At 71.7% G+C, this 13,170-nt stretch carries 13 protein-coding genes; 10 read left to right on the top strand and 3 right to left on the bottom strand.

What is annotated here, in order from left to right; genetic code table 11:
- Positions 1-320: 320 nt before the first annotated feature.
- Positions 321-638: a putative quinol monooxygenase gene (locus FGF04_RS10360; protein ID WP_149510988.1), complete on the bottom strand. Its 318-nt coding sequence runs from the start codon at positions 636-638 to the stop codon at positions 321-323.
- A gap of 142 nt (positions 639-780) precedes the next feature.
- Here FGF04_RS10360 and FGF04_RS10355 point away from each other — a divergent pair, with 142 nt between their 5' ends.
- The 4 genes from FGF04_RS10355 to FGF04_RS10340 all read left to right on the top strand — a co-directional run bounded on the left by FGF04_RS10355 (position 781) and on the right by FGF04_RS10340 (position 4,796).
- The gene (locus FGF04_RS10355) at positions 781-1,683 is read left to right on the top strand and encodes an AraC family transcriptional regulator (protein WP_149510987.1); all 903 of its coding nucleotides are present in this window, start codon (positions 781-783) and stop codon (positions 1,681-1,683) included.
- Between the two features lie 101 nt (positions 1,684-1,784).
- On the top strand, positions 1,785-2,453 hold the full coding sequence (locus FGF04_RS10350; protein ID WP_149510986.1) for a DUF4232 domain-containing protein: 669 nt from the start codon (positions 1,785-1,787) through the stop codon (positions 2,451-2,453).
- A 211-nt stretch (positions 2,454-2,664) separates the two neighbouring features.
- The gene (locus FGF04_RS10345; protein ID WP_149510985.1) at positions 2,665-3,348 is read left to right on the top strand and encodes a response regulator transcription factor; all 684 of its coding nucleotides are present in this window, start codon (positions 2,665-2,667) and stop codon (positions 3,346-3,348) included.
- Positions 3,345-4,796, top strand: a complete 1,452-nt coding sequence (locus tag FGF04_RS10340; RefSeq protein ID WP_149510984.1) for a HAMP domain-containing sensor histidine kinase — start codon at positions 3,345-3,347, stop codon at positions 4,794-4,796. Before FGF04_RS10345 ends, FGF04_RS10340 begins: the two co-directional genes overlap by 4 nt.
- A gap of 107 nt (positions 4,797-4,903) precedes the next feature.
- Here the strand turns inward: FGF04_RS10340 and FGF04_RS10335 are convergent, their stop codons facing one another.
- Positions 4,904-7,054, bottom strand: coding sequence for an MMPL family transporter (locus FGF04_RS10335; protein ID WP_149510983.1), 2,151 nt, complete (start codon positions 7,052-7,054; stop codon positions 4,904-4,906).
- Positions 7,055-7,463: 409 nt separating this feature from the next.
- Between FGF04_RS10335 and FGF04_RS10325 the strand changes: the two genes are divergently transcribed.
- The 3 genes from FGF04_RS10325 to FGF04_RS10315 are packed head-to-tail and all read left to right on the top strand — an operon-like array spanning position 7,464 to position 9,666.
- A complete protein-coding gene (locus tag FGF04_RS10325) occupies positions 7,464-8,528 on the top strand; it encodes an aromatic ring-hydroxylating dioxygenase subunit alpha (protein ID WP_149510981.1) in 1,065 nt (354 codons plus the stop codon).
- Positions 8,525-8,713, top strand: coding sequence for a hypothetical protein (locus tag FGF04_RS10320; RefSeq protein WP_149510980.1), 189 nt, complete (start codon positions 8,525-8,527; stop codon positions 8,711-8,713). The genes FGF04_RS10325 and FGF04_RS10320 overlap by 4 nt, the downstream gene beginning before the upstream one ends.
- Positions 8,710-9,666: a PDR/VanB family oxidoreductase gene (locus FGF04_RS10315; protein ID WP_149510979.1), complete on the top strand. Its 957-nt coding sequence runs from the start codon at positions 8,710-8,712 to the stop codon at positions 9,664-9,666. The genes FGF04_RS10320 and FGF04_RS10315 overlap by 4 nt, the downstream gene beginning before the upstream one ends.
- On the opposite strand, the gene FGF04_RS10310 is transcribed toward FGF04_RS10315, so the two are convergent.
- Positions 9,617-10,435: an IclR family transcriptional regulator domain-containing protein gene (locus FGF04_RS10310; protein ID WP_149510978.1), complete on the bottom strand. Its 819-nt coding sequence runs from the start codon at positions 10,433-10,435 to the stop codon at positions 9,617-9,619. The genes FGF04_RS10315 and FGF04_RS10310 overlap by 50 nt on opposite strands.
- Positions 10,436-10,629: 194 nt before the next feature.
- Between FGF04_RS10310 and FGF04_RS10305 the strand changes: the two genes are divergently transcribed.
- Genes FGF04_RS10305 through FGF04_RS10295 form a run of 3 tightly spaced genes read left to right on the top strand, consistent with a single transcriptional unit; the run spans position 10,630 to position 13,168 of the window.
- The gene (locus FGF04_RS10305) at positions 10,630-11,610 is read left to right on the top strand and encodes an ABC transporter substrate-binding protein (RefSeq protein ID WP_149510977.1); all 981 of its coding nucleotides are present in this window, start codon (positions 10,630-10,632) and stop codon (positions 11,608-11,610) included.
- A complete protein-coding gene (locus FGF04_RS10300) occupies positions 11,607-12,380 on the top strand; it encodes an ABC transporter permease (RefSeq protein ID WP_149510976.1) in 774 nt (257 codons plus the stop codon). Before FGF04_RS10305 ends, FGF04_RS10300 begins: the two co-directional genes overlap by 4 nt.
- Positions 12,377-13,168: an ABC transporter permease gene (locus FGF04_RS10295; RefSeq protein WP_149510975.1), complete on the top strand. Its 792-nt coding sequence runs from the start codon at positions 12,377-12,379 to the stop codon at positions 13,166-13,168. Before FGF04_RS10300 ends, FGF04_RS10295 begins: the two co-directional genes overlap by 4 nt.
- The last annotated feature ends 2 nt before the right edge of the window (positions 13,169-13,170 follow it).

Below are 13,170 nucleotides of genomic sequence, written 5' to 3'. Positions count from 1 at the left end.
GTTCGTCTATGGCGTGAACACGCCTAAAGTGCGGTTCACTTGCCTTCCCTCACCAGGTGCCGGAGCGTGTCGGCCGCTTACGCACGGACTGTCACGAAAGCGCAAGTGGGGCCGCAAGCGATGCAAGCCGCTTCCACCTCAACTACCGCTGCCACCGGGACCGTTGACAAAGCGGAGACGGGCTAGAAACCTGTGGGCGTACTTTCCGCAAAGAATTGACTGAGCAGCTCAATTTTGCGCGTATGGCCGATGCGTTCCGCTCGCCCCTCTCCCCACTCCCGGTGAGGCTGGGCTGGGTGAGGCCAGGGACAGGCCCCGGATCAGAACGTGGCCTTGCCGCCGACCGGGACGTAGTCGGTGTAGACCGGCTCCCCGGCCAGCAGCCCGTCCAGTTGCGCCACCACCGCCCGGGCGGCCTCGCCGGCGAAGAGCCGGTGGTGGGCCTCCTCGCTGGTCCAGCCCTCGGTGACATGGACGACGTCGGGGTCGGACGCGGACCGCGAGACGAGGTAGACGACGCAGTGCTCGCTCGCACCGGGACTGCCCTCGTCCAGACCGGTCAGCAGCAGGTCGACCACCCGGTCGCCCAGACCGGGTCCGGCGGTCAGGGTCGCGTTGAAGCCGTAGGTCACCGTCATGGGACGCCTTCTTCCGTGGTGGAGTGGATGCGTTCCATTCAACTCGCCTGACCTGCGGGAACGTTAGAACGATCCTCTCCCGTACCTGCACGATCCTCTCGGGGCGCGGAGTACGGGAACCGGCGGGTGCTGCAATGGACGCATGCACCTCCAGGAGCTCCGCACCCTGCTGGACCGCCATGCGCGCCCCGACTGGACCACGGCCGTCGACGGCGTCCTGATCTCGAAGGTCGACCGGCCGGGCCCTCCGGCGCTCTCCATGTCCGGCACGGTGCTCGCGGTCGTCGCCCAGGGGGCCAAACGGCTCGCGCTGGGCCACCGCGTCTACGAGTACGGCGCCGGGCAGTTCCTGGTCGCGTCCGTCGACCTGCCCGTCACCGGGGAGTTCGTCCGGGCCGACCCCGAGCGGCCCGCGCTGGGGTTCGGTCTCGCGCTGGAACCGTCCGCCGTCGCCGAGGTGCTGCTGCAGGCCGGACCCGGCGATCTCCCCCGCTCCGGCGGCGCCCCGTCGGGGATCGCCGTCGGCGACGCCCCGCCCGCGCTGCTCGACGCCGTGGTCCGGCTGCTGCGGCTGCTCGACGAACCCCGCGACCGGGCCGTGCTCGCCCCGCTGGTCAAACGCGAGATCCTGTGGCGCCTGATCACCGGCGAACAGGGCGCGGCGGTGCGCCAGCTCGGCCTCGCCGACAGCGGTCTCAGCCATGTCTCGCGGGCCGTGCGCTGGATCCGCGAGCACTACGCCGAGCCGTTCCGGGTCGAGGACCTGGCCCGGCTGTCCGGCATGAGCGTGTCCGCCTTCCACCGCAACTTCCAGGCGGTGACGGCGATGAGCCCCATCCGGTTCCAGAAGCAGATCCGGCTCCAGGAGGCCCGGCTCCTGCTCGCCACCCACCCGGGCGACGTCACCGGGGTCGGCCGGCGCGTCGGCTACGACAACCCGTCGCAGTTCAGCCGCGAGTACAGCCGCCAGTTCGGCGCGCCCCCGAGCCGGGACGCGGTCCGCCTGCGGGACGCGGCGCTTGCCCCTGCGCGCGCCGTGATGTGACCTGCGCGGACCGGGATCGGCGGCGTACGAACAGCTCGGTCCGGCGCACCGAACTGCGTGGTACGTGCATGTTTCCTGGGGAGTCGGACAGACGACCTGGCATGAATGCCAACAGGACGAAACGGCCGGTGAAGTCCGTCGCGGTCTCGACCCTGGTCGTGCTGGGTGTACTCGGACTCGGTGCGTGCGGCGGGAGCGACGGAACCGAGCAGGCTTCCGCGAGCGCAAGTGCCCGGCCCTCCGCGTCCGAGTCCGCGTCCGCGCAGACCGGCGGCACCGCCGCGGCTACCACGGAGCAGGACCCGACGGACAGCCAGACGGACAAGTCGGCCGGCAGCGCGACAGGCAGCCCGGGGACCCGGAGCGACTGCACCACGGACGACCTGCGCGCCGGGCTCAAGGCCACCGGCCAGGAGATGAACAGCAAGTACTTCGACCTGACCCTCACCAACACCGCGGAGAACAGCTGCGCCCTCCACGGGTACGCGGGTCTGTCGCTGACCGACGCCGAAGGCGGACGCATCGGCCGGCCCGCGACCCGCTCGCAGGACGGGGCGGCCGAGAACGTGGTGCTGAAACCGGGGCAGGCGGCGCACGCCGTGGTGAAGACACCCGGCAAGGGAGTCACCGACGGGAAGTGCTGGCCCGAGCCGGCCCGGATCAAGGTCTTCCCGCCCGACAACACCGCGGCACTGACCGCGTCCCCGGCGGGACTGCAGGTCTGCGGCGACTCGTTCAACATCGGCCCCTTCACCGCGCACGCGCCCTGAGCGGTACGCCTCCCGCGGGGCGGAAGTCCTGCCCGGCGCACCGGTTCACCGGCGCTCAACTCCGTTACGTGGCTGACCACGTAGGACACGGTCTCAGGCATCCGTAAGCGCACGGCCCGCGGGCACCACGACGGCGACGCTCTAAGCCTGGCCTCAGGTTGATCGGCGACAATGAGCGGAAAAGGCGTCGACTGGAGGGGGGCGGGCCGGCGTGCGAATCATGATCGCGGATGACGAGGCGGCCATCCGTGATTCGCTGGAGCGGGTGCTCCAGGTCGAGGGGTACGACACGAGCACCGTCGCCAACGGTTTCGCCGTGCTCGACGAGGTCGGTGGCGACGCACCGGATCTGCTGCTCCTCGACGTGACGATGCCCCGCCTCGGCGGGTTGGAGACCTGCCGGCGGTTGCGGGCCGCGGGCCAGGATCTGCCGGTGCTCATGCTGACCGCCCGCGACCAGGTCTCCGACCGGGTCGCGGGACTGGACGCGGGCGCCGACGACTACCTGCCCAAGCCGTTCGCCACCGAGGAGCTGCTGGCCCGGGTGCGGGCCCTGCTGCGCCGGCGCATGCCGGCCGACGAGGAGTCGCAGGTCCTGTCGTTCGCCGACGTCCGGCTCGATCCCGACCGGTTCGAGGCGTGGCGGGGCGCGCGGCCGCTGCGCCTGACCCGGACCGAGTTCTCCCTCCTGCAGGTCCTCATGAGCAACGCGACCCGGGTCGTGACCCGCGACGCGCTGTTCGGGGCGATCTGGGGCTTCGGCATGAGCTCCACCGCCAACAACCTCCAGGTGTACGTGAGTTACCTGCGCCGCAAGTTGGAGGCCGAGGGCGAGCCGCGGTTGGTCTACACGCTGCGCGGCCTGGGGTACACGTTGCGGGAGACTCCTCCGTGAGCAGGCACGCCGGCCGGGAACCGCGCCGGCTGACCCGGTGGTGGCGCCGGCGGTCCCTGCGGGCCAGGATGACGGTGATCGCGGCGACGGCCATCGCGGTCAGCGTGTTCGTGGCCTTCCAGGTGGCCAGCGAGCTACTGGCCTGGGAGCTGCAGGACACCGCGGAGGATCAGCTGCGCGCCGACTCCCGCGTCCTGGCGAGGAACGCCGAGCGCGCCGGCCTGGCGCAGGTCCGGCTGTCGCCGTATCCCGGCTCAGGTCAGCTGGTGCGGGTCATCCTGCCCGACGGCTCGATCCGGACGCCGGCCGGCCAACCCGCGCTGCCCCCGGTCAGCGAGCGCGCCGGGCGCGTGGCACAGGGCGCATCGGCCGGCCTGATGGAGTCGGGCGACAGCGAGGAGGACGGCTACCTCATCTACACGCTGCGGGCGGGCGACGGCGCGGTCCAGGTGGTCCGCGTCGCCGACGACGAACCGATCAACGAGTTCGGGTTCGGCATGCTGCTGATCGGGCTGCTCTGCGTGGTCGGCGGCGCCCTCGTCGGGCTGACCGTGGCGCGCACCGGGCTGGCACCGATCGACCGGCTGACCGCCGCCGCGGTACGTGTCGCGCGCACCCGGAACCTGGACGCCGACATCCCGGACGAGGGCGGTGGGGAGATCCGGCGGCTGATCCGGTCGATCAACGACATGCTCGCCGCGCTCCGGGACTCCCGGCGGGCCCAGCGGCTGCTCGCCGAGGACGCCGCCCACGAGCTCAAGACCCCGCTCACCAGTCTGCGCCTCAACGTCGAGCTGCTGATACGGCTCGACCGGCGCGGCACCCTGGACAGCGCACTGCCGGCGGAGAGCCGGACCCGGCTGCTCAACGATCTCGGCGCCCAGGTGGACGAGTTGAGCACCCTCGTCGCCGAGCTGACCGACCTGGCGCGCGGTGACGTCAGCGACGAGAGCACCGAGCTGCTCGACCTCGCCGACGTGGTGGGGGCCGCCGCGACCCGGGCGGGTTCCCGCGCGCCCGACGTCGAGGTCGCGCTCGACGTGACCTCCGTGTGGGTGAGCGGGCGTCCCGCCGCGCTCGAACGGGCGGTGCTCAACCTCATCGACAACGCCGGCAAGTGGTCCCCCGCGGACCAGCCGGTCCAGGTCCGGCTCCGTGCCGAGGGCGCGTCGGCGGTGCTGGAGGTCGACGACGCCGGGCCGGGCATCGACGCCGCCGACGTACCGCGGGTGTTCGACCGGTTCTACCGTGCCGACAGCGCGCGGGCGTTGCCGGGATCCGGTCTGGGGCTGTCGATCGTGCAGCGGGTCGTCGACGCACACGGCGGCCGGGCCGGCGTCGCCCGTTCCGCACGCGGTGGCGCGCTGCTTCGGGTCGTCCTTCCGGCCGCGGCCCCGCCCGCCCCGGCCGCGCGGCCCACCACCGGGGAGGACACCGCGGCGCGCTGACCCGCCCGAGCACCGCAGCGCGGAACAAGACGCGGCGGCCGTCGGCCCCATGAAAAAACCCGGGACGGGCCTCAGGCCCGTCCCGGATCTCGTCCGTACCGCCGCGCTCACCGTTGCAGCGCGGGCTCCTCCTCACGGGCGGGCGACTGCTGACCGCCCGGCAGCTCCGCCGCCGGACGGGACAGCCGGCTCGGCCACCAGATCCGCCGGCCGATCAGCAGGGTGAGGGCGGGCACCAGGACCGACCGCACCAGCAGGGCGTCGAGCAGCACGCCGAAGGCGACCAGGAACCCGACCTCGACCAGCATCACCAGCGGAAGGGTGACGAGGACCGCGAACGTGGCCGCCAGGACCAGGCCCGCCGAGGTGATGACGCCACCGGTGGCGGAGAGAGCCTTGAGCATGCCCTCCCGGGTGCCGAGGCGCACGGTCTCCTCCCGGGCCCGGCTGGCCAGGAAGATGTTGTAGTCGACGCCGAGTGCCACCAGGAACAGGAAGGCCAGCAACGGCACCGAATAGTCGATGCCCTTGAACCCGAGGATCGTGTCGAAGACGAACACGCTGCCGCCGAAGGCCGCGGCGAACGAGACGATCACGGTGGTCATCAGGAGCAGCGGGGCCAGGACCGCGCGCAGCAGCAGCCCGAGGACGATCAGGACGACGGCGAGCACCAGCGGGATCACCAGCTTCTCGTCGTGCCGGGTGGTCACCTCGGTGTCGAGGTTCTCCGCACTCGGCCCGCCGACGATCGCCTCCGCCCCGCTCACCGCGTGCACGGCGGTGCGCACCCGCTTGATCGTGTCGTACTCCGCGACGGTGTCCGGCGCGTCCTTCGGGAACACGGAGATGTTGGTCCAGCCACCGCTGGTCTGCTCGGGGACGGCCAGGGCCACACCGCGGGTGTCCTCGACGACGTCGAGCACCCGCTCCTGCTGCGCCGGCCGCGTGAAGACCGTCATCGGCTGGCCGCCGAGCTCCGGGAAGTGCTGGCGCAGGACGGTGAAGCCGGTGACCGACTCCGGCGTGGACAGGAACTGGTCCTGCTCCCGCAGGGCGCCGGTGTTGCCCGCCAGCCCGAGGGCGAGTACGCCGAGGACCCCGAACGAGCCGAGCGTCGCCACCCACCGGCGGCGGTTGATGGCGGTGCCGAGCCGTCCCCACAGCCCCGGCTTCTCCTCCGCGGTCGTGCTGAACCGCGGGACGGCCGGCCAGAAGATCCGCCTGCCGAGCACCACGAGCACCGCCGGGAACAGCGTCAGCATGGCCACCAGTGCGCACAGGATGCCGGCCGCGCCGATCGGGCCCAGCCCGCTGGTGCTGTTCAGGTCCGCGACGAGCAGGCAGAGCAGGCCGGCGACCACGGTGGCCGCGGACGCGACGATGGCCGGCGCCGCGCCGCGCAGCGCGTGGACCATCGCGACCCGGACGTTCTCATGGTGGTGCAGTGCCTCCCGGTAGCGGGCGATGAGCAGCAGCGCGTAGTCCGTGCCGACGCCGAACACCAGGATCGTCAGCAGCGCCGAGTTCTGGTCGTTGATGACGATGCCGAAGCCCTTGACGAGCAGGTAGACGGTCCCCATCGAGGTCAGTGCCGCCGCGCCGACGGCCACCAGCGGGATGATCCACAGCACCGGGCTGCGGTAGGTGAGGATGAGCAGGAGCGTGACGACGACGATGGTGGTGAGGAGGACCTGCACGTCGATGCCGTCGAAGACGGCCTCCATGTCGCCGTCGATCGCACCCGGTCCGGTCACGTCGAGTTCCAGGCCGGCGGGGCGGTCCTTCGTGGCGTCGCGCAACGGGCCGACGATCTCCTCCGGTGGGCCGTAGGACGTGCTCACGTCGAGGGTGAACGTCATCGCCTCGCGGTCGGAGGAGAGGCTCGTCGGTGAGCCCTCGTCGGCCTCGTCGGCCTCCGCCTTCGTCTTCGGCGGGTACTGCTCGGCAAGGGTGTCGTAGTGGCGCTCGACCGCCGCGCGGTCGGCGGCGGTCAAGCCGTCGGCCCGGTGGTACACGAAGACGAACGTGCTGTCCTCACCGCCGGGGAGAGTGTCGTCCAGCGCCGCCACCTTGGTGGACTCGGCGCCGGCCGGCAAGGTGTCCACGGCGCTGTCGGTGGTGACCGAGCTCAGCTTTCCGCTCAGCGGCACCATGGCCGCCGCCAGCACCAGCCACAGGCCGATCACCAACCAGGGCACCCACCGGCCTGCCAACCGACCGGCCGGCGCTCCCCCGGGCGGCGCTGTGTCGACTGCCATCTCTAGCCTCCTGCATACGAGTTGCATCGCTTGTCTGGATGGCTACTTCGTACAGAGCGAACCTGAGACGACTGTTAGTACGGCTGGTACGAGACTCGGCACGGCCGGCACGACGCTCAGGCCGGTCGGCCTCCGGCACGCCCCCACTGGGCCTCGTCCCACTCCACGTACTCGATCCGGACGCCCCCCGGCAGCTGGCCGTCGGGACGAGGACGTACGTGTCCGGCGCCACCATGCCGGGCCCCTTGCCGCTGTGAGCGAGGCGCGCGGCAAGGCTCTGACCGACTCTTTCGCAGAGACGCTTCCGTCTGGCAGAAGCCGCCTTGCGTCGTCGCCGCGCCCGTCAGGACCCTGTTTCCAACCACGGCACGCGGGGCGACGGAGCCCCGCCGACAGGGACGGGAACGCCATGCCGCACACCACCGCCTTCGCCAGGAACCAGTGGTACGTCGTCGCCTACGCCCATGAAGTGGGGCGGGAGTTGCTCGGGCGGACTGTGCTCGGGGAGCCGCTCGTGCTCTACCGGACCGAGGAGGACGGGCGGGCCGTCGCCCTGCACGACCGGTGCGTGCACCGGCGCTACCCGCTGTCCGCGAGCGGGCTCGACGGTGACCGGATCGTCTGCGGGTACCACGGGTTCACGTACGACACCACGGGCACCTGCGTGTACGTACCGGGCCAGCGGCGCGTCCCCCGTACCGCCCGCGTCGCCTCCTATCCCGTGGTCGAGCAGGACGCGCTCGTCTGGGTGTGGATCGGCGACCCCGCCCTCGCCGACCCGGGAGGCATTCCGCGCGCCCCGCACCTCGACTCCCCCGGCTGGGTCACCGTCAGCGGGATGGAGCCGATCGACGCCGACTACGGCCTCCTCGTCGACAACCTCCTCGACCTGTCGCACGAGACCTACCTGCACGGCGGGTACATCGGCACGCCCGAGGTCGCCGAGACGCCCATCACCACCGAGGTGGACGAGGGCGCCGGCGTCGTGCGGGTCAGCCGGCGCATGGAAGACGCCGAGTGCCCGCCCTTCTATGCCAAGTCGACCGGTATAAAAGGGCGGATCACCCGCTGGCAGGACATCGAGTACCACGCGCCCTGTCTGTATCTGCTGCACAGCCGGATCGCGCCGGTCGGGGTCGTGCCCGAGCCGGACGGCAGCGACCCGAACGGCTTCCACACGGAGATCACGTACGCCATCACCCCGTCCGCCGACGGCCACGTGTACGACTTCTGGATGGTGTCGCGCGACTGGGCGACGGACGACGCCGAGGTGACCGAGTTCCTGCGGGCCAACAACCACACCGTCGTGATGCAGGACGTCGACGCGCTCAACCTGCTGCAGCGCACGCTCGGCACGGAGCGCACCGGGTACCAGGAGCTGAGCATCAACATCGACACCGGTGGTCTGGCCGCCCGCCGCATCCTCGCCCGGCTGGTCGAGGAGGGCGCCAAGCCGGTGGAGGGGGTCCGGTGAGCGGCCCGACGGGCGAGGTCTACCGCGTCGACTGGCTCCCCGGCACGGACGTCCTGCTCGGCACCTGCCACTGCGGGGCCGAGTACACCGCCGAGGACCCGGTCGAGATGTGGGAGTGGATGCTCGCCCACCCCGAAGGACACTCCCTGCCCGAAGGACACCCCTTCCGCATGATCGGAACGTGATCTTGTACGAAGCCCAACTGGTCGTCGCCGAAACGGAATTGGTGGCCGACGGCGTGCTCGCGCTCACCCTGCGCCATCCGCTGGGCGGCGAACTGCCCGCCTGGGAGCCCGGCGCCCACGTCGACGTGGCCCTGGCGCCCGGCCTGGAGCGGCAGTACTCCCTGTGCGGGGACCCCGGCGACCGGCACGCGTGGCGGGTCGCGGTGCTGCGCGAACCGGCCGGGCGCGGTGGGTCCGCGCATGTGCACGAGCGGCTGGCCGTCGGCGCCGGGGTCCGCGTGCGCGGCCCGCGCAACCACTTCGCCCTGCTGCCCTCGCCCCGCTACCGCTTCGTCGCCGGCGGCATCGGCATCACCCCCATCCTGCCGATGCTGGCCGCGGCCGAGGCGGCGGGTGCGGACTGGACGCTGCTGTACGGCGGGCGGACCCGGCTGTCCATGGCGTTCCGGGAGGAACTGGAACGGTACGGGGACCGGGTGCGCCTCGTCCCGCAGGACGAGTCGGGGCTGCTCGACCTCGGCCCCGTGCTGGACTCCCCCGCCCCGGACACGCTCGTCTACTGCTGCGGTCCCGCGCCGCTGCTGGACGCCGTGGAGGAGCGGTGCGCCGGGTGGCCCGCGGGCTCCCTGCACGTCGAGCGCTTCCGGCCCAAGGAGCCCGGAGAAGGCCAGGACCCTTACGCGGAGACGGAGTTCGAGGTCGTGCTGCGGCGCTCGGGGCGGACCCTCACCGTCCCCGCGGACGCGTCCGTGCTCGACACCGTGCTGGCCGCCGGTGTGGACGCCCTCTACTCGTGCACCGAGGGCACCTGCGGGACCTGTGAGACGGACGTCCTGGAGGGCGTCCCGGACCACCGGGACTCGGTGCTCACCGAGGAGGAGCGGGCAGCCGGCGACACCATGTTCATCTGTGTGTCCCGGTGCCTCGGGAAGCGCCTCGTGCTCGACCTGTGATCCGCAGGTCCGCCTCGATCCGGGCGACCGTGGCCAGCAGGTGGGGCAGCAGGTCGCGCCGTACGGACTCCACGGAGTTGCGGCTGGCGTGCACGGGGATGTTGACCGCCGCCACCACCTCGCCGTCCCGGTCGCGCACCGGGACGGCGACCGAGCGCAGCCCCTCCTCCAGCTCCTGGTCGACGATCGCGTAGCCCTGGCGGCGCACCCGGCGCAGTTCGGCGCGGAGCAGGTCGGCGGAGCCGATCGTGCGGGCCGTCAGGGGCCGCAGGTCCGCGCGGGCCAGGCGCGTGGCGATCTCCTCGTCGGCGAGCTGCGCGAGCAGCACCCGGCCGACCGAGGTCACATGGGCGGGGAAACGGGTCCCGACGGTGATCGTCGCGGTCATGATGCGGTGCGTCGGCACGCGGGCGACGTACACGACGTCGTCGCCGTCGAGGACGCACAGGGACGACGACTCCCGTATCTGCGCGACGAGTCGCTCCAGGTGCGGCTCGGCGATCTCCGGCAGGGTGACACCGGACAGGTACGAGTACCCGAGCTCCAGGACGCGCGGGGTGAGCCGGAACATCCGCCCGTCCGTCTGCACGTACCCCAGGTCGAAGAGGGTCAGCAGGAAGCGGCGGGCCGCCGCGCGGGTCAGGTCGGTGATCCGCGCCACCTCGCTGAGCGTGAGTTCCGGGTGGTCGGCGTCGAAGGCGCGGATGACCGCGAGGCCGCGCTCGAAGGAACGGACGAAATGCGGTTCGCGGGCTCCAGCAGGCACCATCGCCTCCACGGGACGCACGCACGGGACGCACGGGGGTGCGTTCTGCGCACGCTAGGAGCACGCTTCGGCAACTGTCAACGACCGTGCGCGTCAAGGGCATTGACCTGTTCCGTGCCGCCGTTCTACGTTCCCGCTGAGCATTTCTGTGCGGTCTGCGCACAGCCCGTCGAAGAACTGTCCCACTAGGGGGAGTCATGCGTCGTCTGCTCATCGGCCTGGTGACCGGCGCCACGGTGGTCGCCGCGACGGCCTGCGGTTCGTCCGGCTCCTCCGGGTCGGACGACGACAAGGGCAAGGCATCCGGGGGCGGGGGCACCACCACGGTGAAGGTGGGCGTCATCCCCATCATCGACGTCGCCCCGCTGTACCTCGGCCAGAAGAAGGGCTTCTACAGCGAGCGCGGCATCAAGCTGTCGCTGACCAGTGCGCAGGGCGGCGCGGCCATCGTGCCCGGTGTCGTCTCCGGCCAGTTCGACTTCGGCTTCAGCAACATGACGTCCCTGCTGACCGCCCAGTCGAAGAACGTGCCGGTCAAGGCGGTGGTGAACGGGGTGGCGTCCACGGGCAAGGAGGGCGCCGACTTCGCCGAGCTGGCCGTGAAGAAGGGCAGCCCCCTGAAGTCCGCCAAGGACGTGGAGGGCAAGAAGGTCGCCGCCAACACGCTCAAGAACATCTGCGACACCTCGACCAGGGAGTCGGTCCGCAAGGACGGCGGCGACCCGTCGAAGGTGGAGTTCGTGGAGATGCCCTTCGACCAGATGCCGGCCGCGCTGGAGGGCGGCCGGGTGGACGCGGCATGTGTGGTGGAGCCCGCGCTCGCCAGCATCAAGGCGGAGGGCGGCACCTCCATCGCGTCGCTCTTCTACGACGTGTCGCCCGACCTCACCGTGGCCATGTACTTCACCTCCCAGCAGTACGCGCAGAAGAGCCCGGAGACGGTGAAGAAGTTCCAGGAGGCGACCGCCGAGTCCCTGGAGTACGCCGACAGCCACCCGGAGGAGGTCCGCGAGATCATCGGCACGTACACGAAGATCCCGCAGCCCCTGGTGAAGTCGCTGGTCCTGCCCCGCTGGCCCGCCGAGCCGGACCGCCCCTCCATCGAGCGGCTGGCCGAACTGGGGCAGCAGGACGGCCTGTTCGAGAAGGCGCCGGACCTGGACAAGCTGCTGCCGTGAGGGGAGCCGACGCCCTGCTGGGCGCGGCCGGGCTCGCGGGCTTCCTCGCCCTCGGCGAGGTGGTGCCGCGGCTCGGCCTCGTCGACGAGGACTACTTCCCGCCGACCGGCCGCATCGCCGGGGCGCTCGCCGGCGAGCTGTCCGACGGCGCGTTCTGGACCGCGCTCGGGGACACCCTCACCGGCTGGGCGATCGGCCTCGCCCTCGCCGTGGGCGCGGGCATCGTCGCGGGCGTCCTGATCTCGGTCACGCCGTACCTGCGGGAGGCGACCGCGTCGACGATCGAGTTCCTGCGCCCGATCCCGTCGGTCGCGCTGATCCCGCTCGCGGTGCTGCTGTACGGCACCGAACTGCGCTCGGTGCTCCTGCTGGTCGTCTACGCGTCGTTCTGGCAGGTCCTCGTGCAGGTCCTGTACGGCGTCCGGGACGTCGACCCGGTCGCCGAGGAGACCGCCCGCTCGTACGGCCTGGGCACCTGGGCGCGCGTGCGCCACGTGCTGTGGCCCAGCGCCCTCCCGTACGTCATGACGGGGGTGCGGCTGGCCGCGGCGGTGGCGCTGATCCTCGCCGTGACCGCCGAACTCGTCATCGGCGCACCGGGATTGGGAGCGCGCATCGCCGTCGCCCAGGCCTCCCAGGCGGTGCCGGAGATGTACGCGCTGGTGGTGGTCACCGGTCTGCTCGGGCTGCTGATCAACGTGGGGGCACGGACCGTCGAGCGGCGGGCGCTGGCCTGGCACCAGTCCGTGCGCGGGGAGGTGGCGGTGTGAGGAACCGGGTACGGGACCTGGCGCTGCGGCTGCTGCTGGCCGTCGCGCTGCCCACCGTGCTCGTCGCGGTGTGGTGGTTCGCCTCGGAGGACAGCACGGACGTCTACCGGCCGCCGCTGCGCACGATCCTCGGCACGTTCCCCGACGTGTGGACCGGTGAGCGGCTGCGCGAGGACGTGCTGCCGAGCCTGGTGCGGCTGACGGCCGGGTACGCGTGCGCGGCCGTCGCGGGGGTGGCGCTCGGCACGGTCGTCGGCTCGTACCGGCGGGTGCGGGCGGTGTGCGAACCGGTCCTTGAGTTCCTGCGCGCGGTGCCGCCGCCCGTGCTCGTGCCGGTCATCATGCTCTTCGCGGGCATCGGCGACACGATGAAGGTCGCGGTGATCGCGAGCGGCTGCGTGTGGCCGGTCCTGCTCAACACCGTCGAGGGCGTGCGGGCGGTCGACCCCGTGATGTCCGAGACGGCCCGCTCCTACGGCGTTAGGGGCCCCGCCCGGCTGCGGTACCTGGTGCTGCCCGCGGCGAGCCCGCAGATCTTCGCGGGGCTGCGCCAGGCCCTGTCGATCGGCATCATCCTGATGGTCATCAGCGAGATGTTCGCGGCCAGCAACGGGCTCGGCTTCACCATCGTCCAGTTCCAGCGCGGCTTCGCCATCCCCGACATGTGGACCGGGATCCTGCTGCTCGGCCTGCTGGGGTTCCTCCTGTCGGTCGTCTTCCGGGAGGTCGAGCGGCGCGTGCTCGGCTGGTACCACGGTCTGCGCGACGCGTCCCCGCGGTCCCCGTGAAC

It is taken from the genome of Streptomyces apricus (assembly GCF_008369065.1).
Lineage (GTDB): Bacteria > Actinomycetota > Actinomycetes > Streptomycetales > Streptomycetaceae > Streptomyces > Streptomyces apricus.
The sequence above is the reverse complement of the archived record's forward strand: the minus strand, read 5'-3'. Positions and strand labels throughout refer to the sequence as shown.

What these genes read in the sequence shown, in the direction of transcription:
- FGF04_RS10360 (WP_149510988.1), bottom strand. Translation starts at nt 638, where the DNA reads ATGACGGTGACCTACGGCTTCAACGCGACCCTGACCGCCGGACCCGGT.
- FGF04_RS10355 (WP_149510987.1), top strand. Translation starts at nt 781, where the DNA reads ATGCACCTCCAGGAGCTCCGCACCCTGCTGGACCGCCATGCGCGCCCC.
- FGF04_RS10350 (WP_149510986.1), top strand. Translation starts at nt 1,785, where the DNA reads ATGAATGCCAACAGGACGAAACGGCCGGTGAAGTCCGTCGCGGTCTCG.
- FGF04_RS10335 (WP_149510983.1), bottom strand. Translation starts at nt 7,054, where the DNA reads ATGGCAGTCGACACAGCGCCGCCCGGGGGAGCGCCGGCCGGTCGGTTG.
- FGF04_RS10325 (WP_149510981.1), top strand. Translation starts at nt 7,464, where the DNA reads ATGCCGCACACCACCGCCTTCGCCAGGAACCAGTGGTACGTCGTCGCC.
- FGF04_RS10310 (WP_149510978.1), bottom strand. Translation starts at nt 10,435, where the DNA reads ATGGTGCCTGCTGGAGCCCGCGAACCGCATTTCGTCCGTTCCTTCGAG.
- FGF04_RS10305 (WP_149510977.1), top strand. Translation starts at nt 10,630, where the DNA reads ATGCGTCGTCTGCTCATCGGCCTGGTGACCGGCGCCACGGTGGTCGCC.